This is a genomic window from Rhodococcus indonesiensis, from assembly GCF_047782815.1.
Classification (GTDB): domain Bacteria; phylum Actinomycetota; class Actinomycetes; order Mycobacteriales; family Mycobacteriaceae; genus Rhodococcus; species Rhodococcus indonesiensis.
Genome location: NZ_CP180630.1, coordinates 3,473,652 through 3,500,259, shown reverse-complemented (window position 1 = coordinate 3,500,259; position 26,608 = coordinate 3,473,652). Strand labels below are relative to the sequence as shown.

22 protein-coding genes and 1 pseudogene are annotated in these 26,608 nt (G+C 72.5%); 14 read left to right on the top strand and 9 right to left on the bottom strand.

The window, feature by feature from the left end:
* A complete protein-coding gene (locus tag ACM26Y_RS16150) occupies nucleotides 1–666 on the bottom strand; it encodes a FadR/GntR family transcriptional regulator (RefSeq protein ID WP_416061369.1) in 666 nt (221 codons plus the stop codon).
* 55 nt (nucleotides 667–721) lie between these two features.
* On the opposite strand from ACM26Y_RS16150, the gene ACM26Y_RS16145 reads away from it, so the two are divergent.
* The 7 genes from ACM26Y_RS16145 (at nucleotide 722) to ACM26Y_RS16115 (ending at nucleotide 10,179) form a co-directional block, all read left to right on the top strand.
* On the top strand, nucleotides 722–2,023 hold the full coding sequence (locus ACM26Y_RS16145) for an MFS transporter (protein WP_416061368.1): 1,302 nt from the start codon (nucleotides 722–724) through the stop codon (nucleotides 2,021–2,023).
* Nucleotides 2,024–2,119: 96 nt separating this feature from the next.
* Nucleotides 2,120–3,583: an MFS transporter gene (locus ACM26Y_RS16140; protein ID WP_416061367.1), complete on the top strand. Its 1,464-nt coding sequence runs from the start codon at nucleotides 2,120–2,122 to the stop codon at nucleotides 3,581–3,583.
* Between the two features lie 44 nt (nucleotides 3,584–3,627).
* Nucleotides 3,628–6,141: a nitrite reductase large subunit NirB gene (gene nirB / locus ACM26Y_RS16135; protein WP_416061366.1), complete on the top strand. Its 2,514-nt coding sequence runs from the start codon at nucleotides 3,628–3,630 to the stop codon at nucleotides 6,139–6,141.
* Between the two features lie 56 nt (nucleotides 6,142–6,197).
* Nucleotides 6,198–6,620: a nitrite reductase small subunit NirD gene (gene nirD / locus ACM26Y_RS16130; RefSeq protein WP_289377653.1), complete on the top strand. Its 423-nt coding sequence runs from the start codon at nucleotides 6,198–6,200 to the stop codon at nucleotides 6,618–6,620.
* On the top strand, nucleotides 6,617–7,774 hold the full coding sequence (locus ACM26Y_RS16125) for a uroporphyrinogen-III synthase (RefSeq protein ID WP_289377652.1): 1,158 nt from the start codon (nucleotides 6,617–6,619) through the stop codon (nucleotides 7,772–7,774). Before nirD ends, ACM26Y_RS16125 begins: the two co-directional genes overlap by 4 nt.
* 45 nt (nucleotides 7,775–7,819) lie before the next feature.
* Entirely contained in the window at nucleotides 7,820–8,524 is a 705-nt protein-coding gene (locus ACM26Y_RS16120; protein WP_416061365.1) for a sirohydrochlorin chelatase, read from the top strand.
* Between the two features lie 152 nt (nucleotides 8,525–8,676).
* Nucleotides 8,677–10,179: an FUSC family protein gene (locus ACM26Y_RS16115; protein WP_416063692.1), complete on the top strand. Its 1,503-nt coding sequence runs from the start codon at nucleotides 8,677–8,679 to the stop codon at nucleotides 10,177–10,179.
* Nucleotides 10,180–10,189: 10 nt separating this feature from the next.
* Here ACM26Y_RS16115 and ACM26Y_RS16110 read toward each other — a convergent pair whose 3' ends face one another.
* A complete protein-coding gene (locus tag ACM26Y_RS16110) occupies nucleotides 10,190–11,926 on the bottom strand; it encodes an NTP transferase domain-containing protein (RefSeq protein ID WP_416061364.1) in 1,737 nt (578 codons plus the stop codon).
* Between the two features lie 45 nt (nucleotides 11,927–11,971).
* Nucleotides 11,972–12,100: a hypothetical protein gene (locus tag ACM26Y_RS16105; protein ID WP_006942753.1), complete on the bottom strand. Its 129-nt coding sequence runs from the start codon at nucleotides 12,098–12,100 to the stop codon at nucleotides 11,972–11,974.
* Nucleotides 12,101–12,161: 61 nt separating this feature from the next.
* Here ACM26Y_RS16105 and ACM26Y_RS16100 point away from each other — a divergent pair, with 61 nt between their 5' ends.
* Nucleotides 12,162–13,598: a PLP-dependent aminotransferase family protein gene (locus ACM26Y_RS16100; RefSeq protein ID WP_416061363.1), complete on the top strand. Its 1,437-nt coding sequence runs from the start codon at nucleotides 12,162–12,164 to the stop codon at nucleotides 13,596–13,598.
* 6 nt (nucleotides 13,599–13,604) lie between these two features.
* On the opposite strand, the pseudogene ACM26Y_RS16095 reads toward ACM26Y_RS16100, so the two are convergent.
* Nucleotides 13,605–13,673: pseudogene (locus ACM26Y_RS16095) on the bottom strand (DNA methyltransferase); the annotation flags it as partial.
* A gap of 88 nt (nucleotides 13,674–13,761) precedes the next feature.
* Between ACM26Y_RS16095 and ACM26Y_RS16090 the strand changes: the two are divergent.
* Nucleotides 13,762–14,631 (top strand): IS5 family transposase, encoded by an 870-nt coding sequence (locus tag ACM26Y_RS16090; protein ID WP_235431173.1) that lies wholly within the window; start codon nucleotides 13,762–13,764, stop codon nucleotides 14,629–14,631.
* Here ACM26Y_RS16090 and ACM26Y_RS16085 read toward each other — a convergent pair.
* The 3 genes from ACM26Y_RS16085 to ACM26Y_RS16075 are packed head-to-tail and all read right to left on the bottom strand — an operon-like array spanning nucleotide 14,621 to nucleotide 16,212.
* Nucleotides 14,621–14,887, bottom strand: coding sequence for an MGMT family protein (locus ACM26Y_RS16085; protein WP_416061362.1), 267 nt, complete (start codon nucleotides 14,885–14,887; stop codon nucleotides 14,621–14,623). The two genes, ACM26Y_RS16090 and ACM26Y_RS16085, sit on opposite strands and share 11 nt — an antisense overlap.
* Nucleotides 14,888–15,664 (bottom strand): alpha/beta fold hydrolase, encoded by a 777-nt coding sequence (locus tag ACM26Y_RS16080; RefSeq protein WP_416061361.1) that lies wholly within the window; start codon nucleotides 15,662–15,664, stop codon nucleotides 14,888–14,890.
* Nucleotides 15,661–16,212 (bottom strand): winged helix-turn-helix transcriptional regulator, encoded by a 552-nt coding sequence (locus ACM26Y_RS16075; RefSeq protein WP_289377647.1) that lies wholly within the window; start codon nucleotides 16,210–16,212, stop codon nucleotides 15,661–15,663. The genes ACM26Y_RS16080 and ACM26Y_RS16075 overlap by 4 nt, the downstream gene beginning before the upstream one ends.
* A gap of 52 nt (nucleotides 16,213–16,264) precedes the next feature.
* Here ACM26Y_RS16075 and ACM26Y_RS16070 point away from each other — a divergent pair, with 52 nt between their 5' ends.
* The 3 genes from ACM26Y_RS16070 to ACM26Y_RS16060 all read left to right on the top strand — a co-directional run bounded on the left by ACM26Y_RS16070 (nucleotide 16,265) and on the right by ACM26Y_RS16060 (nucleotide 23,457).
* The gene (locus ACM26Y_RS16070; RefSeq protein WP_416061360.1) at nucleotides 16,265–16,675 is read left to right on the top strand and encodes a PaaI family thioesterase; all 411 of its coding nucleotides are present in this window, start codon (nucleotides 16,265–16,267) and stop codon (nucleotides 16,673–16,675) included.
* Nucleotides 16,676–16,768: 93 nt separating this feature from the next.
* Complete coding sequence (locus tag ACM26Y_RS16065; RefSeq protein WP_416061359.1) at nucleotides 16,769–20,095, top strand: ATP-dependent helicase; 3,327 nt, start codon at nucleotides 16,769–16,771, stop codon at nucleotides 20,093–20,095.
* Nucleotides 20,092–23,457 (top strand): ATP-dependent helicase, encoded by a 3,366-nt coding sequence (locus ACM26Y_RS16060; protein ID WP_416061358.1) that lies wholly within the window; start codon nucleotides 20,092–20,094, stop codon nucleotides 23,455–23,457. The genes ACM26Y_RS16065 and ACM26Y_RS16060 overlap by 4 nt, the downstream gene beginning before the upstream one ends.
* Nucleotides 23,458–23,466: 9 nt before the next feature.
* Here the strand turns inward: ACM26Y_RS16060 and ACM26Y_RS16055 are convergent, their stop codons facing one another.
* Complete coding sequence (locus ACM26Y_RS16055) at nucleotides 23,467–23,859, bottom strand: MauE/DoxX family redox-associated membrane protein (RefSeq protein ID WP_003937340.1); 393 nt, start codon at nucleotides 23,857–23,859, stop codon at nucleotides 23,467–23,469.
* Between the two features lie 103 nt (nucleotides 23,860–23,962).
* Here ACM26Y_RS16055 and ACM26Y_RS16050 point away from each other — a divergent pair, with 103 nt between their 5' ends.
* Together ACM26Y_RS16050 and nudC are read left to right on the top strand one after the other, a co-directional pair.
* Nucleotides 23,963–25,030 carry a potassium channel family protein gene (locus ACM26Y_RS16050; protein WP_040782879.1) on the top strand — a complete coding sequence of 356 codons (1,068 nt, stop codon included), beginning with the start codon at nucleotides 23,963–23,965 and terminating at the stop codon, nucleotides 25,028–25,030.
* 26 nt (nucleotides 25,031–25,056) lie between these two features.
* Complete coding sequence (gene nudC, locus ACM26Y_RS16045) at nucleotides 25,057–25,959, top strand: NAD(+) diphosphatase (RefSeq protein ID WP_416061357.1); 903 nt, start codon at nucleotides 25,057–25,059, stop codon at nucleotides 25,957–25,959.
* Nucleotides 25,960–25,964: 5 nt separating this feature from the next.
* On the opposite strand, the gene ACM26Y_RS16040 is transcribed toward nudC, so the two are convergent.
* Nucleotides 25,965–26,576: a TetR/AcrR family transcriptional regulator gene (locus ACM26Y_RS16040; protein WP_416063691.1), complete on the bottom strand. Its 612-nt coding sequence runs from the start codon at nucleotides 26,574–26,576 to the stop codon at nucleotides 25,965–25,967.
* Between the last annotated feature and the right edge of the window lie 32 nt (nucleotides 26,577–26,608).

The following is a 26,608-nucleotide window of genomic DNA, read 5'->3' as shown; positions in this document are numbered from 1 at the left end:
CTAGGCGTCACCGCCGCGCAACTCCCCGAACATCGCGAGGGCGGCGGCCGTGGCGCGGCCCGGGTCTCCTGCGACGACGGCGAGCACCAGTTCGCGGTGCTCGTCGTGGAAGCCCGCACCGGTCTCTTCGACGCGACGGCGGATCGTCTCCTCGATGACGGGTATCAGCGAGTCGTAGAACTCCAGGTACACGGCGTTGTGGCTGGCCGCGACGATCGCGCGGTGCAGGGCGACGTCGGCGGCGAGGGCGGCGGCCGAACGCGGGTCCGCCCACGCGCGCATTCGCGCGTCGAACAGTTCGGTCAGGTGCGCGGCGTCCGCCTGGGAGCGGCGCTGCGCGGCGAGGGCCGCGGCGGTGACGTCGAGCGCCTGCCGCAGTTCGAGCACGTCCTGTTCGTGGGCGTCGGCGAAGTAGGTGCCGAGTGCGCTGCCCACTTCCGAGGTTGCGACGACGTAGGTACCCGACCCCTGCCGTCGCTCGAGCAGGCCCGAATGCACGAGTGCCTGGACGGCTTCGCGCACGGTGTTGCGACCCGTGCCGGTCAGCTCGGCCAGAGTGGGTTCGGTCGGGATGCGGGAGCCAACTGCCCAGGCGCCGGTGCGGATGTGGTCGCGTAGCTGCTCGGTGACCTGAGCGACGAGACCGGTGCGTCGCACGGTGCGCATGGGGCTCCTTCCTGCATCCGGAAAACGCCTTCGACGATATACATCGGGTCATCCTATGATTTGCCCCGTGGTTGTCACCGGTGCCGGATCCTCGTCAACGTCCCTGCTGCGGGGACGTCTCCTCGTCTTCGTCGCGATCGTGATGTCCGCGCTCACGCTGCGCCTCGCCGTGACCTCGTTCAGTCCCCTCGCCGAACAGATCCGCGCCGAAATCGGCTTCGCACCCGCCGTGGTGGGCGTCTTCGGCATGGTGCCGACCGCGATGTTCGCGGCGTTCGGTCTCCTCACCCCGGCCATCGCACGGCGGGTCGGACTCGAGGCGACGGCCCTGATCGCGATGCTGGCCGCCGGAGTCGGCATGGCAGCCCGCGCGCTGACCCACGAGACGTGGACACTGCTCGCGTTCTCCGCGCTCGCCCTCGCCGGGATGGGCGTCGGCAACGTGGTGATCCCGCCGCTGGTCAAGCGGTACTTCTCCGATCGGCTCGCCGTCGTGAGCACCGTTTACATCGTGGGCGTCCAGATCGGCACCGCACTACCCGCCCTGGCCGCGGTCCCCGTCGCGGAAGCCGCGGGGTGGCGCTGGTCGATCGGTCTGTGGGCGGTGTGGGCGTTCGCCGCGGCGGTTCCGTGGATCGTCGTCCTCCACCGGGCCCGGGGTCCGAAGCCGGTCACCCGCGATGCGGCCCCTTCCGACCCTGCACCCGGCCGGGTGTGGCGCTCGCCCGTTGCGTGGGGGATGGCCGGCATGTTCGGCATGACCTCGCTGATCACCTACTCGATGTTCACCTGGATTCCCGCCGTACTGCTCGACGCCGGAGGCAGTGAAGCACTCGGTGGCGCGATGACCGCGCTGTTCTCCTTCGTCGGTCTGGCGGCCTCGTTCGTCGCGCCCGCCGCATGCGCCCGCATGCGGGATCCGTTCCCGCTGGTCCTCGTGTGCGTGGTGAGCTACGCGGTGGGTTTCACCGGTCTGCTGCTCGCACCGCTCACGGCCACCGCCCTGTGGGTGCTGGCGATCGGCGTCGGGCCGACCACCTTCCCCATGGCACTGACCCTGATCAACCTGCGCACCCGCACCCATGCGGCGTCGGCGGCGCTGTCCGGGTTCACGCAGGGCCTCGGGTACACCGTCGCCTGCGCCGGACCGGTCCTGGTGGGGGTGCTGCGCGAGACCACCGGCGGCTGGACGGTTCCGTTCGCGTTCCTCGGCGGCGCCGCGCTCGTGGTCCTGATCGCCGGCCGGGTGGCCTGCCGGCCCCGGTACGTCGAGGACTCCTGGGGCGGCTCCGGCGCCGACCCGTACCCCGCGCCTACCCGTGGCGACGACCTCACGGAGACCTCCTGCCGCAGGTGAGCATCTCTTGACGCGGCAGTCACCGAGGGCAGCACCGCGGCAACACCCGTTTCCTAACTTGGGTCCATCGATACCGACCCGAGGAAGGGGCATGGGGTGGCCGCAACGACCGGAATATCACCGACCGAAGGCCTGCGTGCAAAGTTCGCCCGCAAGCACCGCATCGAACACTGGGACGCCGAAGACACGGCGGCGTGGGACGCCGGCGGCAAGGAGATCGCGAAGCGGAACCTGATCTGGTCCGTCCTGGCCGAGCACGTCGGCTTCTCCGTCTGGTCCATCTGGTCCGTGATGGTGCTGTTCATGCCGACCGACGTCTACGGCATCGATGCCGCCGGCAAGTTCTTCCTCGTCGCCGTGCCGACCCTGGTCGGTTCGCTGCTGCGCATCCCCTACACGGTCGCCACCGCCCGGTTCGGCGGTCGCAACTGGACGGTGTTCAGCGCGCTGGTGCTGCTGATCCCCACCGTCGCGACCCTGTACCTCATGCTCAACCCCGGCTTCTCGTACACCACCTTCCTGGTGGTGGCCGCGATCGCCGGCCTCGGCGGCGGCAACTTCGCGTCGTCGATGACCAATATCAACGCCTTCTATCCGCAACGGCTCAAAGGCTGGGCGCTGGGCCTGAACGCGGGCGGCGGCAACATCGGCGTGCCGGTGGTGCAGCTCGTCGGACTGCTCGTCATCGCCACCGTGGGCAACACCGAACCGTGGATCGCGTGCGCCGTCTACCTGGTGCTGTGTGCCTTCGCCGCCCTCGGCGCGGCCCTGTTCATGGACAACCTCGGTGATCAGCGCGCCGACCTGCGCGCGATGGGGGAATCCCTGCGGTACCGCGACTCGTGGATCCTGAGCTTCCTCTACATCGGCACCTTCGGCTCCTTCATCGGTTTCAGCTTCGCGTTCGGGCAGGTGCTGCAGATCAACTTCCTCGCCGGGGGCGCGACCGCTGCCGAGGCCGCTCTGCACGCAGCGCAGATCGCGTTCGTCGGTCCGCTGCTCGGATCGATCGCCCGGCCGCTCGGCGGCAAGCTGGCCGACCGCATCGGCGGAGGCCGGATCACGCTGTACACGTTCGCGGCGATGGCCCTCGCGGCCGGACTGCTCGTCACCGCCGGCACCCTCGACGACGCCACCGCCGGCGCCGCCACCGGCGGCATCATGGTGACCTTCGTCCTCGGATTCATCGCCCTGTTCCTGCTCTCGGGCATCGGCAACGGCTCCGTCTACAAGATGATCCCGTCCGTCTTCGAAGCCAAGGCACAGAGCCTCGACTCGCTCGACAGGGCCGGGAAGGCTGCGTGGGCGCGCAGCATGTCCGGTGCCCTGATCGGTTTCGCCGGCGCCATCGGCGGTCTCGGTGGTGTCGGCATCAACCTGGTGCTTCGCGCCTCCTACAGCAGCGAAGCCAAGTCGGCGACCATGGCGTTCTGGGTGTTCCTCGCCTTCTACCTGGTCTGCATCGTCGTCACCTGGGCCGTGTTCCTGCGCCGCCCCAGTGCCCCCACCGGGCCGACGCCCGCCGAGCGCGACGTCACCACCGTGGCCGTCCGCGCCTGAGCGCGCCCCGGCCCCACCTGCACCCCAAGGAAGAAGGAAACGGTATGAGCCACAAGTCTGTTGTCGTCGTCGGGCACGGCATGGTGGGCCACCGATTCGTCGAGGCGCTGCGCACCCGGGACGAGGACGACCTCTGGTCGGTGACGGTCCTGTGCGAGGAGCCGCTGCCCGCATACGACCGTGTGGGACTGTCCTCGTACGTCGGTTCGTGGGATTCGAAGGAACTCGCCCTCGCCGGCAACGAGTACGAGGGCGACGACCTGGTCGATCTGAGGATCGGCACCCGGGCCGCGGCCGTCGACCGCGCCGGCCGCACCGTCACCACCGACACCGGCGAGGTGATCGGGTACGACGCACTCGTCCTGGCCACCGGCTCGTACCCCTTCGTCCCACCGATTCCCGGCAAGGACCTGGCCGGGTGCTTCGTCTACCGCACCCTCGACGACCTCGACGGCATCCGGGCCGGCGCGCACCGGGCCGCGCCGGGCGCGGTCGGCGTCGTCGTCGGGGGCGGGCTCCTCGGGCTCGAGGCGGCCAACGCGCTGCGGATGCTCGGCCTGACGCCGCACGTCGTCGAGTTCGCGCCACGGCTCATGCCGCTGCAGGTCGACGAGGGCGGCGGTGCGCTCCTCGCCCGCCTCGTCACCGACCTCGGCCTGACGGTGCACACGGGCGTCGGCACCGCCGGGATCACCGAGGGCCCCGACGGGTTGCGGGTGGAACTGTCCGACGGATCGGTGATCGATGCCGCGCTGCTGGTGTTCTCCGCCGGAGTGCGCCCCCGGGACGAGCTGGCCCGCGACGCGGGGCTCGAGCTGGGCCCCCGCGGCGGCGTCCGCACCGATCTCGGCTGCCGCAGCACGACCGACGACGCGATCTACGCCGTCGGTGAGTGTGCCGCCGTCGACGGCACCTGCTACGGACTCGTCGCGCCCGGCTACAGCACGGCCGAGGTGGTGGCCGACCGGCTCCTCGGCGGCGGCGCCGAGTTCCCCGGAGCCGACCTGTCGACCAAACTGAAGCTGCTGGGGGTCGACGTCGCGAGCTTCGGCGACGCGCACGCCGAAACCCCGGGCGCCCTCGAGGTCGTGCTGTCGGACGCGGCCAAGGGCACCTACGCCAAGCTGGTCGTCTCGGACGACGCGAAGACACTGCTCGGCGGCATCCTCGTCGGCGACGCCTCCGCATACGGGTCGCTGCGGCCGCTCGTCGGCCGGGAGCTGCCCGGCGACCCGGCGGCGCTGATCTCGCCGGCGGGGGAGAAGCCGGGCGCCGGGTCGCTGCCCGACGACGCCGAGGTGTGCTCGTGCAACGGAGTCACCAAGGGGGCGATCTGCGGCGCCATCGCGGACGGCGCGTGCGACATCGCCCAGGTCAAGGCCTGCACGGGCGCCGGCACCACATGTGGCGGCTGCCTGCCCACCGTCAAGCAGCTCCTCGCGGCGTCCGGTGTGGTCATGTCGAAGGCACTGTGCGAGCACTTCGATCAGTCCCGGGCCGAGCTGTTCCAGATCGTGCAGGCCACCGACACCCGCACGTTCTCGGCGCTGATCGCCAAGTACGGCCGGGGGAGCGGCTGCGACATCTGCAAACCCGTCGTCGCCTCGATCCTCGCCTCGACCGATTCGGATCACATCCTGGGCCGGCAGCAGGCGGCGCTGCAGGACACCAACGACCACTTCCTGGCCAACATCCAGAAGAACGGCACCTACTCGGTGGTGCCGCGGATGCCCGGCGGTGAGTGCACCCCCGAGCAGCTCATCGTCATCGGCGAGGTCGCCCGCGACTTCGGGCTGTACGTCAAGATGACCGGAGGACAGCGCATCGACCTGTTCGGCGCGCGGGTCGAGCAGTTGCCGCTCATCTGGAAGCGCCTCGTCGACGCCGGCATGGAGTCCGGCCAGGCCTACGGCAAGTCGTTGCGCACCGTGAAGAGCTGTGTGGGATCCACGTGGTGCCGGTACGGCGTGCAGGACTCGGTCGGCATGGCCGTCGACCTGGAGCTGCGCTACCGCGGCTTGCGCTCCCCGCACAAGCTCAAGTTCGGTGTCTCCGGGTGTGCACGCGAGTGCGCCGAGGCCCGCGGCAAGGACGTCGGGGTGATCGCGACCGAGAGTGGCTGGAACCTGTACGTGTGCGGCAACGGTGGCCAGTCGCCCAAGCATGCGCAGCTGCTCGCCGGTGGTCTCGACGACGAGACGCTCGTGAAGTACATCGACCGGTTCCTGATGTTCTACGTGCGCACCGCCGACCGGCTGCAGCGCACCGCGCCCTGGCTCGAGGCCCTCGACGGCGGTCTCGAGCACCTGAAGGCGGTGGTGTGCGAGGACAGCCTCGGCATCGCGGACGAGCTCGAGGCGGCGATGGCCAGGCACGTCGCCGGATACCGTGACGAATGGGCCGGCGTCCTGGAAGACCCCGAGAAGCTGTCCCGGTTCGTGTCGTTCGTCAACGCCCCGGACGTGGCCGACCCGACCGTACGGTTCGACGACTCGGGCAAGCGGAAGGTGCCGGTACTGGTCGGAATGCCCTCTTACCGCGAGGGAATCTCGGGTTAACCCCCGAGAAACACCGGCCCCGGAGAATTCCGTCCGTAGTTCCAAGGAGGACATTCATGACCGTCATCGAGACGCACACCCCCGAACGCGCGTCGCGCGCCACCGTGTACGACGGGCGTCTGGAGTGGACGTCGGCCTGCCCGCTCAGTCACCTCATCCCCGGTCGCGGCGTCGCCGTGCTGCTGCGCGGCGGCGAGCAGGTCGCGCTGTTCCTGCTCGACGACGGCACGTTGCGGGCGGTGGGCAATTTCGACCCGTTCGGCCGGGCCGCGGTGATGTCGCGCGGGATCGTCGGTGACCGCAGCGGCGAGCCGACCGTCGCCTCGCCCCTGCTCAAGCAGGTTTTCTCACTGGACGACGGACGCTGCCTCGACGACCCGTCGGTCCGCCTGCCCGTGTACGACGTGCGGGTGTGGGCCGGTGTCGTCCAGATCCACAGCCTCGTGCCCGTGCACCGCGGTTACGGCGAGCGTTCGTGAGCGAGGACACCGCGCCGCTGCACGGCTTCACAATCGGCATCACCGCGGCCCGCCGTGCCGACGAGTTCGCCACCCTGCTCACCCGGCGCGGGGCGGAGATCGTCCATGCACCCGCCATCCGCATCATCCCGCTGGCGGACGACACCGAACTCGAGCGGGTGACGCGCGACATCCTTCGCACCCCGCCGGACATCACCGTGGCCACCACGGCGATCGGCTTCCGCGGCTGGATGGGGGCCGCGGACGGCTGGGGCCTCGCCGAGGAGCTCGGCGAGGCCCTGGGCGGCAGCCGCATTCTCGCCCGCGGTCCGAAGGTCACCGGCGCGATCCGCGCAGCCGACCTGCGGGAGGAGTGGTCCCCGGCGTCCGAGTCCTCCGCCGAGGTGCTTGAGCACCTGCTGGCCGAGGGCGTGGAGGGAGTGCGGATCGCGGTGCAGCTGCACGGCGCCCGGACCGAATGGGAGCCCGGTGCGGATCTGTGCGAGGTGCTGCGCGACGCCGGTGCCGATGTGGTGGCGGTGCCGGTGTACCGGTGGACCCCGCCCGACGATCCCACGGCGATGGACCGGCTCATCGAGCAGATCGCCGACCACAGCATCGACGCGGTGAGCTTCACCAGCGCACCTGCCGTCGCATCGTTGCTGCAGCGTTCCAAGGCCACCGGCATGCTCGAGGCCATGCTGCGCGCTCTGCGCACCGGCGTCACCGCGGTGTGCGTGGGTCCCGTGACGGCCGCACCCCTCGTCGAGCTGGAGGTACCGGTCTCGGCGCCGGGCCGGGCACGGCTCGGATCCCTCGCCCGCCACCTCGCCGAGGAGTTGCCGCGGCGCGCCCACCGCATCGAGGCGGGCGGGCACGTGCTCAGCGTCCGCGGCCGCTGCGTCGTGGTCGACGGGGAGATCCGCTGTCTGGCGCCCGCCGCGATGGCGTTGATGCGGACCCTGGCCGCCCGCCCCGGCCGGGTCGTCTCACGCGAGGAACTGCTCGCTGCGCTGCCCGGGGGCGGGGGCGACACCCACGCGGTGGAAACCGCGGTGGCGCGGCTGCGGTCCGCGCTCGGCGCTCCCGCGATCGTGCAGACCGTCGTCAAGCGCGGCTACCGGCTCGCGGTGGATCCCGCCGGCTGCGCCGACAAGGAATATCCGATCGGCTAGGGACCTCGTCTCCGGCCGACCCGTTCCCGACCAGGAGTTGTGACCATGACCGACCCGGCTCTGCTGCTCGTCGCCCACGGCACACGCAATCCGCGCGGCGTCGAGACGATCGCGGCCGTCGCCGACGCCGTCTCCCGCGAGGTGGGCACCACCCGCGTCGCCTTCGTCGACGTCCTCGGACCTTCCCCCGCGGAGGTGCTGCGCGGCTCGGGGCGACCCACCGTGCTGGTGCCCGCCTTCCTCGCCTCCGGCTACCACGTGCACGCCGACGTGCCCCGAGAGGTCGCCGAGAGCGGACATCCCGCCGTGGCGGTCACCCGCGCACTCGGACCCGACCCCGTACTCGCCCGCGTGCAACTGCAGCGGCTCGCCGCGGCCGGCTGGAGACCCGGGGACGCCGTGGTGCTCGCCGCGGCCGGCTCCTCCGACCCCCGGGCCCGCCGGGACGTGCGCCGGGCCGCGGAGATGGTCTCGTCCCTCGCGGGCGTCGCGGTGCGCGTCGGGTACGTCGCCACCGGAGCCCCGCGTGTGCCGGACGTCGTCGCCGAACTGCGCGCCGCGGGTGCGCGGCGGGTGTTCGTCGCGTCGTACCTGCTCGCCGACGGACTGTTCCATACCCGCCTCGCCGACGCGGGTGCCGACGGCGTGGCGGCACCGCTCGGGGTACACGAGGCCGTGGTGCGCCTGGTGGTACAGCGGTACCGGTCCGCGGCCGCGGCATTGCTCTCCGAGGAGCCGCTGCGCGGGTGAGCTTGCCGACACGGCGCCGTCGACGAGGGCTGCGCCCCGTATCGTCGATCCTCGTGTCCGAAGCAGTGACAGAGGCAGGAGCAGGGTCCGGCACGGGTGCCGTGTGTGCCCCGATCCCGGCGCCGGGACCGGCCCGGACCCTTCTCCTCGGTGTGCCGCGGCGGGGCCGTCGGTGGCCCGGTGCCCTGCGCGCTGCCGCCGCGGTGGCGCTACCCGGCCTCGCGGGTCTCGCTCTCGGGCACGGTCCCGTCGCCGCGACCGTCGCCCTCGGGGCGTTCGCCGTCGTGTACGGCGAGGGCCGCGCCTACCGCGCGCGGTGGAAGGTGGTGCTGTTCGTCGCGGCGGCACTCGTCGCGCTGGCCGGTGTGGGCGCCGGGGTCGGTGTGCTCGTGCAGACGGGTGCGCCGGAAACGTGGCTCCTGCTCGTGGCGGTCATGACCGCCGTCGTCGCGGTGGGTGCCTTCCTGGTCGACGCGTTGCGGTTCGGTGCCCCCGGTGCGTTCCTGCCGCTGCTCACCCTGGAGATCGCGGCGGCGCTGCCGAGCGCCGGCGTCCCGGTCGTCGCGGTCGTGTCGTGGACCGCGGTCGGTGCGGGCACCGCGGTTCTCGTGTCGATGTCCGGCGTGGTGCTCAGGCCCCGCACGCCCGAGCGTGTCGCGGTGGCGGCGGCGGTGTCGGCCGTCGACACCTGCTTGCGCGCGCCGGCGGCGCTCGGCCCGCGGCACGAAGCGGTCCGGGCACTGCACGCCGCGTGGATGTGCCTGCACGACGGGCGGATCGGCGAGAGCGACCATCCGCTGGCCCGGACGCTCCGAGCGGCGCACCTGCGGCTCGCGACCCTCGTCGCGGGCACCGACGAGGGCGCCGCCTCCGAGACCGACGACCTGCGACCGCAACCGCCGCTGCCGCGCCCGTCGGTGCGATACCGGCTCGTGCGGGCAGCTCGGCCCGGCAGCCGATCCTGGACCATCGTCGTGCGCCTTGCCGTGGCCGGTCCCGTCGCGGGCGCACTGGCGCTCGCCGGCGGTGTCGGACGACCGGACTGGGCGGTGATCACGGCGGCGATGGTGCTGCATCAGGGACCCGACCGGGTGCTGGGCAGCTACCGGGGTCTGCACCGGTTCGCCGGCACCGTCGTGGGCCTCGGCGTGCTGGCCGCGGTCGTGTGGGCCGCGCCGACGGCCGTGGGGGTCGTCGTCGTGGTGGCGGTGCTGCTGGCCGGAACCGAGGAGTACCTCGTCCGCAACTACGGCGTGGCGATGGTGTTCATCACGCCGCTCGCGCTGCTGCTCGGGAGCGGTGGGGTGCCGCACAACTTCACCGTGGTGGCTCGCGACCGGTTGCTCGAGACGGTGATCGGTGTGTTCGTCGCTGTCGCGGTGCTGTGGTTCGTGCTGCCGTCCGCGCATCGCCGCGTGCTTCGCTTCGCCGACGCGCGGGTCGCCGAGACGGTCGCCACCATCGTGCACGCACGCGCGGCGGGGGAGCGGACGGCACTGCCGGAACTGTGCCGCGACCTGGAGTTCGATCTGCACGCCGCGACGACCGCGGCGATCGTCGCGGCCCACTCCGAACCTGCCTGGACCCGCGACCGGTGGCCGGAGCACCGGCGGCTCCACGAGACCGGATACCGGGTCCTCACACATCCGGGCTGACCGGTGCCGGTCACTGCGGCAGCGGCACCAGCTCCACCGGATCGCCGTCCGCCGCGCCGGGTGGCACAAGCGCGATAGCCCGCCGCCCGATCAGCCCCGCCAGGTGTGCGGTGCGGATCGCGTTGTCGCACAACCACAGTCCGTCGCCGGTCTGTCTCGCCGGGAGCAGTCGGGTGATGTCGCCGCTCACCTGTGAGGCATTCGCCAGCGGCGCGGTCCACGGTGGCTGCGGCCGGCGACCGGTCAGACCGTCGACGACGGCGGGCAGCATCACCAGCAGCGTCGCGACGGCCGCGACCGGATTGCCCGGCAGGCCGAGCACCACGCGGCCGTCCGGCAGCACGGCTGTCACCTGGGAGCCGCCCGGCTTGCACCGGACCCGCTCCACGACGAGCGACGCGCCGGCCCGCGCCAGCGCAGACCGCAACTGATCCGCGGCCCCGCCGCCGGTCGCCCCGGCCACGACGATCACGTCGACGCCGGTGGCCTCGCCGAGCAACCGGTCGAACCCGTCGCCGGTGTCGCGCAGGTGGGCCTCCCCGGCGACGGCAGCCCCGCACCATTGCACGAACCCCGGCAGGACGGGACCGAGCGAATCTCGGGTCTGACCCTCGCGCAGCGGCCCGTCGCGGCGGATCTCGTCGCCGGTGACGACCACGTGGACCCGCACCGGGCCGCGGACCTGCACGGCGGTCACCTCGCCGCTCAGCGCAGCGGAGATCACCGCCGGGCCCAGAGCGACACCCGCCGCGGCGAGTTCGACGCCGGGCGCCCAGTCCTCCCCGCGCCGGCGCGCGTCGTCGCGCACCGGGGCACCGGGTATCCGGGTGACGGTGCCGTCGGTCACCTCGACGTGTTCGTCGCGCACCACCGTCGTCGCGCCGGGCGGCAGGTAGGCGCCGGTGGCGATCCGCGCGGCCTGGCCGTCGTGCAGACCGAGCGGCTGCGTCGCGCCGGCCCGATGGACCTCGGTGCGCAGCAGCCACGGTCCGTCGCCGGCGACGGCGTATCCGTCCATCGCCGACACCGCGGCGCGCGGCAGCGCCTCGGCGGCGACGAGCGGTGCGGCGAGGGTCGCGCCCGCCGCCTCCTGCGGCGCGCGGGTGCGGACCGGCAACCGCGGCAGCGACTTCCGAATCTCCGCGCGCGCGGCGTCGGGGTCGGCCGCGACCAGCCCGGAACGGGCGGCGCGGGCCTGCGCGAGCTCCTGCGGTGTGTCGCAGTCCGCGGTCCCCGCCACCGGGACCGTGACGTAGCGCTCCGGCAGCAGGGCCTTCATCGGCTGATTGGCCGGATCCGACCCCAGCGCGGCGAGGTGTCCGGCGAGCGCGGGACCACGCCACGCGGCGAGCAGGAACTGGATCCGCCCCGAGTTGTCGATCGCGAACGCCGCGTCGGATCCTGTGTTGCCGCGCAAGGCCTCGACGAGTGCGGTGACCGTGTCCGCGGTGAGGAACGGCAGGTCGGCGGCGAGGGTCAACACCACCGACTCGTGGACACCCGCGGCGGCGAGCGCGGCAACCGGCCCCGCACCGGCGGGCCGCTCCTGCACCTGGATCACCGCGTCGGCGAGATCGTCGCGTCGTGGTCCGACGACGGTGACCCGCCGGCACCCGGCCACCGCGGCCAGGGCGATGTCGAGCAGTCGCCGGCCCCCGACGACGAGTGCGGGCTTGTCGACACCGCCCATGCGGGTCGCGCGCCCACCCGCGACGATGACGGCCTCGACGTCGATCAGCGAACTCATGAACTCATGCTGCCCGACGCCGGTCGGCGCGATGTGCCGGGGCGGTCAGTCGGGCGTGTGGTGACTGCGCGGCGGACCGCCGATCCCGCACCGGCCGCCCTGCGCGGTGTCCAGCACTGTCCAGGTGGCCGCCGCCAGGCTGAGCGCGGTGAGGAGAACGACCAGGAAGATCATGGTCCTATTCTCTCGGTTCGGTGGACCGGAAAGTTCGGTCCACCGTGCGAAAGTGGACTGCATGAAGGACGTGTCCGCCACCCCGTCCGCGGCGCGGGTCGCGGCGCTGCTCGGCGAGCTCGGAGCCGACCGCGGTCCGCTGTACCGGGCCGTCGCCGCCGCGCTGCGCCGGCGCATCGCCGACGGCCGGCTCCCGGTCGGCACGCGCCTGCCCGCCGAGCGGGCGCTGGCCGACGCGCTCGGCGTCAGCCGCGTCACGGTGGCCGCCGCCTACGGCGACCTCCGCGACGACGGCTGGGCGCTCACCCGGCACGGGGCGGGGACATTCGTCGCCGCACCCGACGGCCGGACGCCGTGGGGCTCCGCGCTCGGGGCCCCTGTGCCCGGCGTACTCGACCTCGGCAACGCCGCCCCGGAGGCGTCGTCCCTGCTGCCTGCGGCCTACGCCGCCGCCCAGCGTCGGCTGCCCGACCTGCTGGCCGGTCACGGGTACGCACCGACCGGCCTGCCCGAGCTGCGTGCCGCCGTCGCGGCGCGGTACAACGCCCGCGGACTGCCCACCGACCCCGAGCAGGTGCTGATCACCGCCGCCGCGGCGGACGGGCTGGACGCCGTCCTGCACACCGTCGTCGGCGCGGGCAGGCGGGTGCTGCACCAGCATCCCAGCCACCCCGGCGCTCTCGAGACGATCGCGGCGACCGGTGCCCAGTCCGTCGCCGTGCCCGTCGACGTCGACGATCCCGACATGATCGTCGTCGAAGCCGATCGCGCCGCGCGTCAGCACGCACCCACCGTCGCGTACCTGATGCCCGACCATGCCAATCCGACCGGGGCGAGCCTGAGTGTCGCTGCGCGGCGGTCCCTTTCCGCGACCCTGTGGCGGCACCGCGTCCTGACCGTCGTCGACGAGGTCGCCGCGGAGCTGTCGTTCGCCGGCGATGACATCGAGCCGTTCGGGACGCCGGTCCCGGACGCGGCCACCGTGCACGTCGGCTCGTTGAGCAAGGTGGTCTGGGGCGGCATCCGGATCGGCTGGGTGCGCGGCGACCGGGCGACCGTCGCGCGCGTGCGGGAAGTGCTGCTGCGGCGCCAGCTCGGGGTGTCGATCCTCGATCAGCTTGCGGCCGTGGAGTTGTTCGCGCGGTGGGAACGGATCCTCGACGAGCGCCGCGCCGGGCTGCGCGCCCGTCAGGAGGCGCTCGCCGCGGCCGTCGCCGCACGCCTGCCCGGGTGGCGGTTCGTACCGCCCACGGGTGGGTTGTCGCTGTGGTGCCGGCTGCCGGACGGCATCGGTTCCACCCGCCTCGTCGCCGCCGCGGAACGGCAGGGACTGGTCCTGCTGCCGGGCACCCGATTCGGCACCGGCCACGCATTCGACGACCATCAGCGCCTGCCGTTCACCCGTCCGGTCCCGGAACTGCTCGCCGCGGTCGAGATGCTGGCCGGGCTCGGCGCGGCCGTCCTCGAGCCCCGGCGCGGGGCACCACCGCTGGTGTGAGCCGGTTCAGAAGCGGTGTCGCGCCGCCGCGAGATCGACCCGGCCGTCGCGGATCGGCACTCCCTCCCGGCTGAGAGAGTGTTGTGGAACCCTGTGCGGACGCGGCGTGTCGGCCGTGGTATCCGAACGTGATCGATGATCGTCTCGGTACGTGTGTCCGTGTGTGTGCAAGCCCGCCTACGACTCGTCGCTGACCGATGCGCAGTGGGCGGTGATCGAACCGCTGCTGCCTCGACCGAGTCCGCGGCTCGGGGGCCGGCCGCCGGTGCACCCGCGCCGACTGGTCGTCGACACGATCTTGTACGTGCTGGCCACCGGCTGCGCCTGGCGGCTGGTCCCGCACGATCTGGCCCCGTGGAGCACCGCCTACCGGATCTTCGCCGCCTGGAGCGCGGACGGCACCTGGGCGCGCATCCACGACACCCTGCGAGATCGGTTGCGTGCCAACGACGGACGTGATCCGCAGCCATCGGCGGCGGTGCTGGACTCGCAGTCGGTGCGCAGCAGCGAGGGCGGCGAGCAGATCGGCTACGACGCCGGCAAACGCGTCCGGGGCCGCAAGCGTCATCTGCTGGTCGACACCCTCGGGTTGATGTTGGTCGGGCTGGTGCACTCGGCGTCGGTGCAGGACCGGGCCGGGGCCCGGCTGGTGCTGGCCGGGGCCCGGACCCGGTTCCCCGGCTTGGGGCTGGTGTGGGTCGACGGCGGGTACGTCAACTCGGTCGATGCGGGCCTGGTCGACTGGGCGGCCCGCACCGAGAATCTCGAGGTCGTGGTGGTACCTCGCAACGCGGACGTGAAAGGCTTCCAGGTGCTGCCCCGGCGGTGGGTGGTCGAGAGGACCTTCGGATGGTTGACGAGGTGTAGACGGTTGGCACGGGACTACGAACGCAAGACGGCACATGCCGAGGCCATGATCCAGGTCGCGATGATCAGGCTCATGGCGGCCCGCCTGGCCGGCGAAGACATCGAGCCCCGCGGTCCGATCGAAGCCGAAGCGGCACGCCGGCTAGCAGAGGACCTCACCGACTGACAGCGCGGGTTCCACAACACTCTCTGAGCCGGGCGAGCTGCCGACGGGCCAGGTGCGCGGCCGGACGCCCGGACGCCGGGACCACCCGGTGCCACGGCAGGTCCGCGCTGTCGGTCCGCATGATCCAGCCCACGGTGCGCGGGCTGGACAGGCCGGCCGCCGCCGCGACGTCGCCGTAGGTGGTCACCCGGCCCTCGGGAACGGAGGCCACCAGCTCCCGGACGCGTTCGACGTCGGCCTCGCTCGTCGCCGGCATCTACAGGAGCTTCCGGACGAGGGTCGCGGTCTCCTCCGGGCGCGCCTGTTCGATCATGTGGTCGCAGTCGAGCTCGAGTGTCGTGAGGTTCGTGCCGAGCCGGTCGGCGAGGGCGGCCCGGAACTCGGCGGTGACATACGGCGGCTGCACCTTCGCGGCCCGCGCGACGATCGTGGGCAGGTGCGCCGGTGGTAGGACGAACTCGCGGGCCAGCTCGCTCCACGACGCCACGAGGGCGGGAACGCACAGCCGCCAGTTGACCCGGCCGGAATCGAGGGTGATCAGGTGCTCGGCGAGTTCGGCGTCGAGCCGTGCGGGATCGACCTCACCCCAGGAACCGTTCGTCTTGTCGGCGCGGGCCTCGGCCGCGTCGGTGTAGTCGGGGTGCTGCACCGTCAGCTCCGCGATCTCGAGCATGCGCTCCGGCGGCAGCCCGATCGCCGGATCCAGCAGTACCAGTCCACGTACCCGCTCGGGCGCAGCCGCCGCCAGATGCACGGCGAGGGCACCGCCGAAGGAATGCCCGACCACCAGCACCGGACCCGAGGCGTGGGCATCGAGGACGGCGAGCAGGTCCCGCATGTGCGTCTCGAAGTTCCACGGCGGCGTCCACGGGGAGCGGCCGTGTCCCCGCAGGTCCGGCGCGATGACCCGGGCCTGGGGCAGGTGCTCCGACGCGAGGTGCTCCCAGCGCCGGCCGTGACCGGTGAGGCCGTGCAGGGCGAGCAGCTGCGGACCGTCGACCGGACCGAACAGGTGGGTGTGCAGTTCGTTCACCCGTCGATTGTGTCAGGGTCGCGGCCGGTTCCGATGGCAGCCGATGCGCTCGCGCGGGACCGGTGCGGCCGTGCCGGCCGGTCGGCGGGGACGGGCCGGGCTCCCGGACCCGGGGTCGATTCGGTCTCGCGGGCGGTCAGTCCGGCCGTGCCGGCGGGAACGACCACCGCGGCGACGGGCCGACCGCTCACCCGGTCCCGAACCACCACGGGGGGTCCGTCCTCGTCGGCGCAGTAGCGGTCGCCCCACTGGAGCAGGGCGACAAGGACGGGAAAGAGGTCCATACCCTTGTCGGTGAGCCGGTACTCGTTGCGGGTGCGGTGTCCGGCCTCTCGGTACGGCACCGGACGCAGGATTTCCGCAGCCACCAGTTTGCGCAGGCGGTCGGCCAGGATCGGCTCGGACATCCCGACGTGCCGCCGCATGTCGTCGAACCGGCGCACGCCGTTGAACGCCTCCCGCAGGACGAGCAGGGTCCACTTCTCGCCGATCACGTCCAGTGTCCGCTGCACGGAACAGTTCGCCGTGTCCGTCTCCAACCAGCGCATGCATCGAGGCTAGACCCTTGCTGACTGTCATTTCAGAAGTTAGCGTGGCGTGATGGACACCACCTCTACCGATCTCCCCACCGGCAGCGCTTTCCTGCAGGCCGCGGGCCTCGTGCTCGACGAGGTCTCCGGCACCCGGGTCACCGGACACATCGATCTGAGCCGGGACCATCACACTCCGTGGGGCGTCGTGCACGGCGGTGTCTACACCACCGCCGTCGAATCCGCGGCCAGCGTCGGGGCCAGCGCCGCTGTCCAGGACCGCGGCCAGTTCGCGGTCGGGGTGCACAACAGCACCGACTTCCTGCGCTCGAGCACGGGTGAGCGCGTCGACGTCGTCGCCGAGCCACTCCAGCAGGGCCGCGTCCAGCAGCTGTGGCTCGTCACCGTCACCGCCACCGAGAGCGGCAGGACCCTGGCGCGCGGTCAGGTCCGGCTGCAGAACGTTCCGTTGCCCGGCTGACTCGCTGCGCGGCGGTGCAGGAGTCGCCGCTGCGCGGCGGTGCAGGAGTCGCCGCTCCGCGGCGGTGTCGGTCCCGTCTGCTGGAATGGCCACATGACCGACGCCGACCTCCGTCCCGACGCCCGGCCGCAGCAGGTCGAAGTGCGCTTGGTGCCGAGGCCGGACGAGGCGCCGCCGCAGCGACAGTGGCCCGAGGACGTGAAGCGGGTGTTCGCGGACTCGCCGCCCCTGCCGCAGTGGCGGCCGTGGCAGGTGCTGGGCGGTCCCGGGACGGGAAAGACGTCGCTGCTCGTGGACCTGGCCGTGGCCCGCATCGTCGCCGGCGCCGACCCGGAATCGGTGCTGGTGCTCACCCATTCGCGACGCGCCGCGACCGAGGTCCGCGAAGCGATCACCGCCGGGTTGCTGCACGCGGGGATGGCTGCCGGCGGTCCCCGTGCCACGAGGGAACCGCTGGTGCGCACCGTCCACTCGTACGCGTTCGCGGTGCTGCGGCTGCAGGCGTCCACACACGGCAACCCGCCGCCGCGCCTGATCACCGGCGCCGAGCAGGATGCGGTCCTGCGCGAGTTGTTGCGCGGAGACCTCGACGACGGCGCGGGAATGTGGCCCGAGCGGCTGCGGCCCGCGCTCGGCATGACCGGCTTCGCGGTGGAACTGCGGGACCTGATGCTGCGCGCCAACGAACGCGGTCTCGGCCCCGAGGACCTGATCGACCTCGGGCAGCAGCGGTCCCGACCGGAATGGGTCGCCGTCGGCGAGTTCGCGGCCCGGTACGAGCAGATCATGCTGCTGCGCGGTGCCGTCGGCATCGAGGCACCCGAGGCCACCGCGCCCGCCCTCGACGCTGCCGAACTCGTCGGTGCCGCCCTCGCCGCATTCGTCACCGATCCGGACCTGCTCGCGCGGGAACGCGCCCGGATCCGGCACCTGCTCGTCGACGACGCGCAGCACCTCGATCCGCAGGCCGCCCAGCTGGTGCGCGTCGTGGGCCTCGGCACCCGCACCACCACCATTGCCGGTGACCCGGACCAGGCCGTCTTCACCTTCCGCGGTGCCGACCCGGCCTTTCTCACCTCGCTCGCCGACGACGACCCGAGCCGCCGCGTGGTGCTGGGAACCAACCATCGCGCCGCCCCGGAAGTGGCGGAACTCGTCGGGCGGATCACCCGACGGCTCTCCGGCCTGCCGCCCCACCGCGGCGCACCCGCCGTCCCGACGGACGATCCGGGAAGCGTGCGGGTCCGGGTGCTGTCGACGCCGGCGAAGGAGGCCGCGCTCGTCGCAGACACGCTGCGCCGCGCCCATCTCGTCGACGGGGTGCCGTGGTCCCGCATGGCCGTCGTGGTGCGGTCGGTGCCGCGTTCGCTCGCTCCGCTGCGGCGGGCCCTGCTGGCGGCCGGGGTGCCGGTGACCACAGCGGCATCCGAGCTGCCGCTGGCCCGTCAGCACGGAGTCGCCGGTCTGCTGCTCGTGCTGCGGGCGCTGTCCGGGCTGCCGTTCGGCGGGGAGGAGGCGCTCGCCCTGCTGTCCGGTCCCGTCGGCGGAGCGGAACCGGTCGCGCTGCGCCGCCTGCGCCGGGGCCTGCGCCGGGTCGAACTCGCCGCCGGCAGCGATCGTGACTCGGCCGAACTGCTGCGGCTGTTGCTCGTCGACGACGAGAGCGAGGACGCCGAACGACTGGTGCGCGGCCTCACCGATGTCGAAGCGGCGCCGCTGAGGAAGGCGCAGTCCGTGCTGCGCAAGGCGCGGGACGCCGCGCGCCGCGGCGGCGGGATCGAGGACGTGCTGTGGGAGGCGTGGCAGGCCACCGGTCTCGAACGCAAGTGGTCCGCGGCATCCGAACGCGGCGGGCCTGTCGGCGCGCAGGCAGACCGCGACCTCGACGGCATCGTGGCACTGTTCGACGCCGCCGCCGACTACGTCGACCGGCTGCCGCGCGCCCAGCTCGCCGGATTCGTCGACTACCTCACCGAGCAGGAGATCCCGGGTTCCGTCCGCGCCCGCCTCGTCGCGCAGGCCGAGGCCGTCACCGTCGTCAGCGCGCACTCGGCGGCCGGCCGGGAATGGGACGTCGTGGCGGTCGCGGGCGTGCAGGAGGGACTCTGGCCGAGCCTGCGGGCCCGTGGCACCCTGCTCGGTATCGAGACGCTGATCGACGCGGTCTCCGGGGCCGACGACGGCGGCGACGGCGCGACGCGGCTCTCGCGCACCGCGCCGCTGCTGGCCGACGAGCGCCGTCTGTTCCTCGTGGCGTGCAGCCGCGCGCGACGCACCCTCCTTGTCACCGCCGTGGAATCGGTCGGCGGCGACACCGACATGGTGCGGTCCCGGTTCGTCGACGAGCTGGTGGGTGCGGCCTCCGACGACGAGGTCGACGAGCCGGGGGAGGACGTCTCGGTACTGCCGGAGGAGACCCGCACCCGCGTGCTCGCGCTGCCGACCCTCGTCGCCGAACTGCGCAGCGTCGTGTGCGACCCCGTGGTGGCCCGCGACGATCCGCAGCGGCAGCGCCGGGCGGCGGCGCAGCTCGCGCGGCTCGCCCGGGCCCGGGTGCGGGGCGCGCACCCGGACCAGTGGTACGGCACCGCCGAGCCCAGCACGCAGCAGGAACTGTGGGACCCCGGAGCCGACGCGGTGCCGCTGTCGCCGTCGACGGTCGAACAGCTCACCACCTGCCCGCTGCGATGGATGTTCGAGCGGCACGGCGGCTCCGACGGCGACAACACCCACGCTGTCGCGGGGAGCCTGGTGCACACGCTGGTGCAGGCACTCGCCGGACGGATCCCGCCCGACCAGGTGGAGCGGGCGCTCGAACGGGCTTGGGACTCGGTCGATCTCGGCTCGCAGTGGTACGCCCGCCGCGAACTCGAGCGCACCCGCGCCATGCTGGACACGTTCTCGGCATGGCTGCGCGGTACCCGTGGCGAGCTCACCGAGGTCGGTGTCGAGATCGCCGTCGACGGCATCCTCGAACCCCGGACCGAGGACGAGCCGCGGGTGCGGCTGCGCGGCCGGATCGACCGGCTCGAGCGGGACCCCGACGGGCGGCCGGTGATCATCGATGTCAAGACCGCGCGCCATCCCGTCACCAAGGAGGCGGCGCAGGAGCACGCGCAGCTGGCGGCTTACCAGGTCGCCGCCGCGGCCGGCGCGATCGACGGGCAGCCCGCCGCCGACCCCGGCGGGGCACGGCTGGTGTTCGTCGCCAAACCGCACAACAAGGAGGGCGCCACCCAGCGGGTGCAACCTCCGCTGGACGGCGAGACACTCGACCGTTGGCGTGACGTGATCCACGAAGCAGCCGCGGCCACCCGGGGACCGCAGTTCCTGGCCCGGGTCAACGACGGGTGCCGGCACTGCCCGGTTCTGTCGAGCTGCCCGGCGCACGACGAGGGCAGGCAGGTGACGGGACAGTGACAGCACCGACGGTGACCGCGGCCGAGCTGGCCGCCGCGCTCGGGCAGTTCCCGCCGACCGACGAGCAGGCCGCGGTGATCGAGGCGCCGCTGCGGCCCACGCTCGTCGTCGCCGGTGCCGGGGCCGGCAAGACCGAGACGATGGCGGCGCGCGTCGTCTGGCTCGTCGCGAACGGTTTCGTCGACCCGGAACAGGTGTTGGGCCTGACGTTCACCCGCAAGGCCGCCCAGCAGCTCACCACCCGGATCCGCCGGCGGCTGGCGAAGCTCGCCGGTTCGCTGCTCGTGCGCGATCTCGATCCCACCGGCGGGCTACGGGCCCGCATCCTCGCCGGCGAGCCGGAGGTGGGCACCTATCACGCGTACGCCGGGCGACTGCTCGGTGAGCACGGGCTGCTCTTGCCCATCGAACCGTCGGCGACGCTGCTGTCCGAGACCGAACTGTGGCAACTCGCGTACCGCGTGGTCAGCGCCTGGGACGGCGACCTCGACACCGACCGCAACCCCGCCTCGGTCACCGAGTGCGTGCTGGCGCTGGCGGGGCAGCTCGCCGAGCACCTCGTCGAGCCGGACGACCTGCGCGTCGCGCACACCGAGCTGGACAAGCTCGTACACACCCTGCCCGCCGGTCCCAGGCAGCGCGGGGGGCCGTCGAAGACCCTGCTGAACATCCTCGAGGTGCAACAGTCGCGGATCGAACTGCTGCCCCTGGTCGAACGATTGGCGCAGACGCTGCGCCGCGAGGGCGCGCTGGACTTCGGCAGCCAGATGTCGCTCGCGGCCCGGATGGCGCGCGACCACCCGGAGGTGGGCCGTGCCGAACGGGCCCGGTTCCGCGTGGTGCTGCTCGACGAGTACCAGGACACCGGCCACGCCCAGCGCGTCCTGTTGTCGTCGCTGTTCGGCGGTTCGCCGTCCGGCAGAGTCGAGGATCCGATGCCCGCCGTCACCGCGGTGGGTGATCCGATGCAGTCGATCTACGGATGGCGTGGCGCGTCCGCGGCGAATCTGCCCCGGTTCTCGACGGACTTCCCGCTGGCGGACGGCAGCCCCGCACCACGCCTCGAGCTGCTCACCAGCTGGCGCAACCCTCCCGAGGCCCTGGAACTGGCGAACCTGGCATCGGAGCCGTTGCGGCACAAGGGAGTCCAGGTAAGCGTGCTGCGGGCCAAGCCCGAACCCGTCACCGGTGACGTCCGGCTCGCCCTGCACGCCGACGTCGAGGCGGAACGGGAATGGGTGGCGGAGCGGATCGCCGCCGAGTACGCGGCCGCCCGGGAGGCCGGGGCGTCGCCGCCCACCGCGGCGGTACTGGTGCGCCGCAACGCCGACGCCGCGCCGATCGCCGAGGCGCTGCGCGCCCGCGGGCTGCCCGTCGAGGTCGTCGGTCTCGGCGGCCTGCTGCACACGCCCGAGGTCGCCGACGTGATCGCGATGCTGCGGCTGGCCGCGGACCCGGCGGCCGGCAGCGCGGCCGTGCGGGTGTTGACCGGGGCCCGCTGGCAGCTCGGCGCCGCCGACCTGCAGGCGCTCTGGCGGCGGGCCGGTGAACTCGCCATCGGTGGCCGTTTCGGCGTCGGCGGCTCGGTCACCGACTCGGCCGCCCTCGCCGAGGCGCTCGACAGCGCACTGCCGGGTGAGCAGTCCGAGCAGGCCGGGATCGCCGACGCACTCTCCGATCCCGGACCACCGCAACGTTATTCGGAGTTCGGATACGCGCGTATCGTCGCGCTCGGCAAGGAACTGGCGTCCCTGCGGGAACGGCTGGGCCAGCCGTTGACGGAACTCGTCGCGGAGGTGGAACGGGTCCTGGGCATCGGCATCGAGGCGCAGGCCAGGGCCGGCAGCGACGGCGGAGTCGGCCGGGAGAACCTCGATGCCTTCGCCGACGTGGTCGCCGGGTACGCGAGCCGGGGTTCGGCGACGCTGACCGGACTGCTCGCCTATCTCTCCGCCGCGGAGGAGATCGAGGGCGGACTCGCCCCGGGCGAGGTGCAGGTCGCCACCGAGCGGGTGCAGGTGCTCACCGTGCACTCGGCCAAGGGCCTCGAATGGGAGGTGGTGGCGGTTCCGCACCTGACGGCGGGGGTGTTCCCGTCGTCGACGGCGGGCAGCACATGGCTCGGCGCCCTCGGCGAACTGCCGCCGTCGCTGCGCGGCGACCGGGCACTGCCGGACGAGAACAGCGAAGGTGTCCCCGTCCTCGATCTCGACGACGTCTACGACCGAAAGTCGCTCGAGGACCGCATCGACACCCACAAGGACGCCCTCAAGCACCGGAAGCTGGACGAGGACCGGCGTCTGTTCTACGTCGCGCTCACCCGCACGGAACGAAGCCTGTTCGTCTCCGGCCACCACTGGGCCGAGTCCGGAACGGAGCCGAAAGGACCGTCCCCGTTCCTGTCCGAACTGCACGAACTGGTAACGGAGCGAACCGGACTCGGGAGTATCGAGATCTGGGCTCCGACGCCGGAAACCGGCACCGAGAACCCGATGACCGCGGATCCGCACACGGCCGTGTGGCCGCGCGACCCTCTCGGGCTCCGGCGTCCCTTCGTCGAGCAGGGCGCGGCCCTGGTCCTCGCGGCGCTCGAAGAGCCCGAACCGGCGCCTCCGGCGAACCCGGACGACGACCCCGACGACTGGGCCGCGGACGTCGACGCGCTGCTCGCCGAACGGGCCCGGCGTGCCGAGCAGCGTGCCGAGGTGACGCTGCCCGCGCAGATGTCGGTCAGCCAGTTGGTGGATCTGGCTGCGGACCCGGCCGCCCTGGCCGCGCGACTGCGCCGCCCGTTGCCGTTCCGGCCGAACCCGCTGGCGCGGCGCGGCACCGCCTTCCATGCCTGGCTCGAACGCCGGTACGGCGCCACACGCCTGCTCGATCTCGACGAGCTGCCCGGCGCGGACGACGCCGGCGGCGACGAAACCGAACTCGACCGGCTCCAGGAGGCGTTCCTGCGGTCGCGGTGGGCTCAGCGCAGCCCGGTGGAGGTGGAGGTCCCGTTCGAGACCTCGCTGGCCGGGGTGGTGATCCGCGGCCGGATCGACGCCGTGTTCGAGGACCAGGACGGCGGCTGGACGGTCATCGACTGGAAGACCGGCGCCGAACCCGACGAGGACCGGCTCGAGGCGGTGGCGATGCAGCTGGCCGCGTACCGCCTGGCCTGGGCGCAGCTGATGGCAGCCCGCACGTTCCGCGCGACCGGCCGGGCGGTCGAGCCGCCGCTCGGCAAGGTCCGGGCCGCCTTCCACTACGTGCGCTCGGGACGGACCATCGCACCCGAGGACCTGCCCGGAGCCGAGCGGCTGGACCGGCTGGTGCGCAGCGCCGGTGCCGACCGCCCCTCGGCCGGCGAACGGTAGCGGCCGGGGTCAGCGGCGCGGCGCGTTGCGCCGGGCCGTGAACGCCTGGGCGATCAGGGGCAGCTGCAGAGGCAGCCGGGCCACCGCGATCGCCTTCGCGGCCGGGGAGAGCCGATCGCTCCGCAGCCATGTCACGGCCATCTGCACGTTGGCGGGGAACACCGCCACCAGCAGTGCCGCGGCCAACGCCCCGCCGAGCCGGCGGGTCCGCGGAATCGCAAGTGCCGTCCCCACGGTCAGCTCGGCGACTCCGGATGCGTACGTGTAGGTCCGCGGCGAACCCGGCAGCGCTGTCGGCACGATCCGGTCGAAGGGTCGAGGGGAGGCGAAATGCGCGGTGCCCGCGCCGAGGAGGAGCGCGGACAGCCGCAGCGCCGCGCGCTGGGACGGGTGTGTGGACATGCGCGCCACACTAGCGGCCGACGCGTAGGCTGCGAGCCGATGTCAGCAACGAGAACGTCGGTGACCGCATCGACGGAGCCGAGAACACCGCGGGAGCGCCGCCATGCCGGGTAGGTTACGGGGCCGCTTCAGCCGTTCCGACGTGCTCACCGAACGCCCGGACTTCGCACTGGTGGGCATCCTGCGGGTGCCGCAGTTGCAGACGAGTCCGAGCCGGGCCATCACCCGCCGCGTCGGATATGCGGTGGCAGCACTGGCGTTCGCCGTGCTGGTGGTCTATCTGGACCGGGACGGCTATCGCGACGCCCAGGGTGATGCGCTGTCGCTGCTGGACTGCATCTACTATGCAACCGTCTCGCTGTCGACCACCGGGTACGGTGACATCACCCCGATCACTCCCGAGGCGAGACTGATCAACGTTCTGGTCATCACGCCGCTACGGATTTTCTTCCTCATCGTCCTGGTCGGTACGACGCTCTCGGCACTGACCGAGAGTTCCCGTCAGGCGTTCAAGATTCAGCGTTGGAGGCGCCGCGTGCGTAATCACACCGTCGTCGTCGGATACGGCACCAAGGGCCGCACCGCCGTGGATGCGATGTTGGGCGACGGGGTTCCGCCGTCGGAGATCGTCGTCGTCGACACGGATCCGGTGGTACTCGAAACCGCCGCGGGACAAGGCCTGGTGACCGTGCAGGGTTCGGCGACGAAGTCGGATGTGCTGCGCCTGGCCGGGGTTCAGCATGCGGCAGCGATCATCGTCGCCGCCAACCGGGACGACACCGCGGTGCTCGTCACGCTCAGCGCGCGCGAGATCGCTCCGAGGGCGAAGATCGTCGCGGCCATCCGCGAATCGGAGAACACGCATCTGCTGCGTCAATCGGGCGCGGACTCGGTGGTCATCTCGTCGGAGACTGCGGGCCGGTTGCTCGGCATCGCCACCACGACGCCGAGCGTTGTGGAGATGATCGAGGATCTGCTCACCCCGGAGGCGGGATTCGCGATCGCCGAACGCGACGTCGAACCGAACGAAGTGGGCGGCTCGCCCCGCCACCTGTCCGACATCGTGCTCGGCGTCGTGCGCGACGGCCGCCTGCTGCGCGTGGGGTCCCCCGAGGTCGACGCCGTGGAGGCGGACGACAAGCTGCTCTACATCCGGCGGGTGTCGGGCTGAGCCCGCGCCGCCGCTAGGGTGCAGTCGTGAGCCGTTTCCAGCTGTCCGATACCCCCTTGCTCTCCCGTGCGGTCGTCGACCGCGCCGAGGAGCTGCGGGGCGACGCCGCGGCCCTGCACGACGGTTGGTCCCGGGCCCAACTGCTTCGGGTCGATCGTCGCGGGCAGGTGCCGGTGGACGGCGGCGCCTTGGTGTTCGCCGCGGCGGTGGAGCTGGGACCCGAGCCGGTTCCCGGCGCGGTGTTCCTCGGTGTGCGCGGCGACCGGCACGTGTGGGCGGTCCGGGTGCTCGCGCAGACCGGAACGGTCGCCGATCTGCGCCGGGTCGGGGAGCGGCTCGACGACGCCGACGCGGGTCTGATGGTGACCGCGGTGGCCCTGCTCAACTGGCACGACAGCGCGGGCTTCAGTTCACTGGACGGAGCGCCGACCGAGCCGACCCTGTCCGGCTGGTCGAGGATCAGCACCAGCACCGGTCACGAGGAGTTCCCGCGTACCGACCCGGCAATCATCTGTCTCGTGCACGACGGCGTGGACCGGGTCCTGCTGGCGCGACAGCCGGTGTGGCCGGAGCGGCGGTTCTCCGTGCTCGCCGGGTTCGTCGAGGCGGGGGAGTCGCTCGAGTCCTGCGTCGTGCGGGAGATCCGCGAGGAGGTCGGCGTCGAGGTGCGAGACGTGCGATACCTCGGCAGCCAGCCGTGGCCGTTCCCGCGGTCGGTGATGATCGGGTTCTCCGCCGTCGCCGATCCGGAGCATCCGCTGGCCTTCCTCGACGGGGAGATCGCCGAGGCCCGCTGGTTCACCCGCGACGAGGTGGGGGCCGCGCTCGCGCTCGGCGACTGGGCCTCCCCGGCCGACGCCCCGTTGTTGCTGCCGGGATCGATCTCGATCGCCCGGGGCATGCTGGAGGGTTGGGTCCGGGGGACCTGAACCGGTCAGGACCCCGGCCTCGGCAGACCGGTGAGCACGGTCTCGACGAGGTGGTCGGTGTATTCGTAGGTCAGCGGACCGGAGCGCAGCAGCCAGCGCTGGGCGACGGGGGCGAAGAGGGTGTCGACGACGGCGTCGAGATCCACATCGGGGGACATCTGACCCTGTCGCTGCGCCGCGCGCAGCCGCTCCTTCTTCATCTGCCGCGTCGGCTCGTCGAGACGACGGGAGTATTCGGCGGCCAGGGACTCGTCCTCGAGTACGGCGACGGTCAGCGCGCGCAACGGCCGTTCGAACCGGGGATCGTTCAGTTCGTCGACGGTGGCGCGCAGCACCGCCCTCATGTCGGCGACGAGATCGCCCGTGTTCGGTAGGCCCTGCGGGTCCTCCGGTTCGCCGCCCACGTTTGCGTTGAGGTAGGCGTCGAGCAGCACCGATCCTTTCGACGACCACCACCGGTAGATGGTCTGTTTCCCGACGCCGGCTCGGGTAGCGATCGCCTCGATGCTCGACTTGCTGTAGCCCACTTCACCGACCAACTCCACCGCGGCGGTCAGGATCGCTGTCCGGGCGGCGTCGCTGCGGCGGGTGCTTCTCGGCGGCATGGAACACAGCATAGCCATAACGAGACGAGACGGACCGTCTTGAC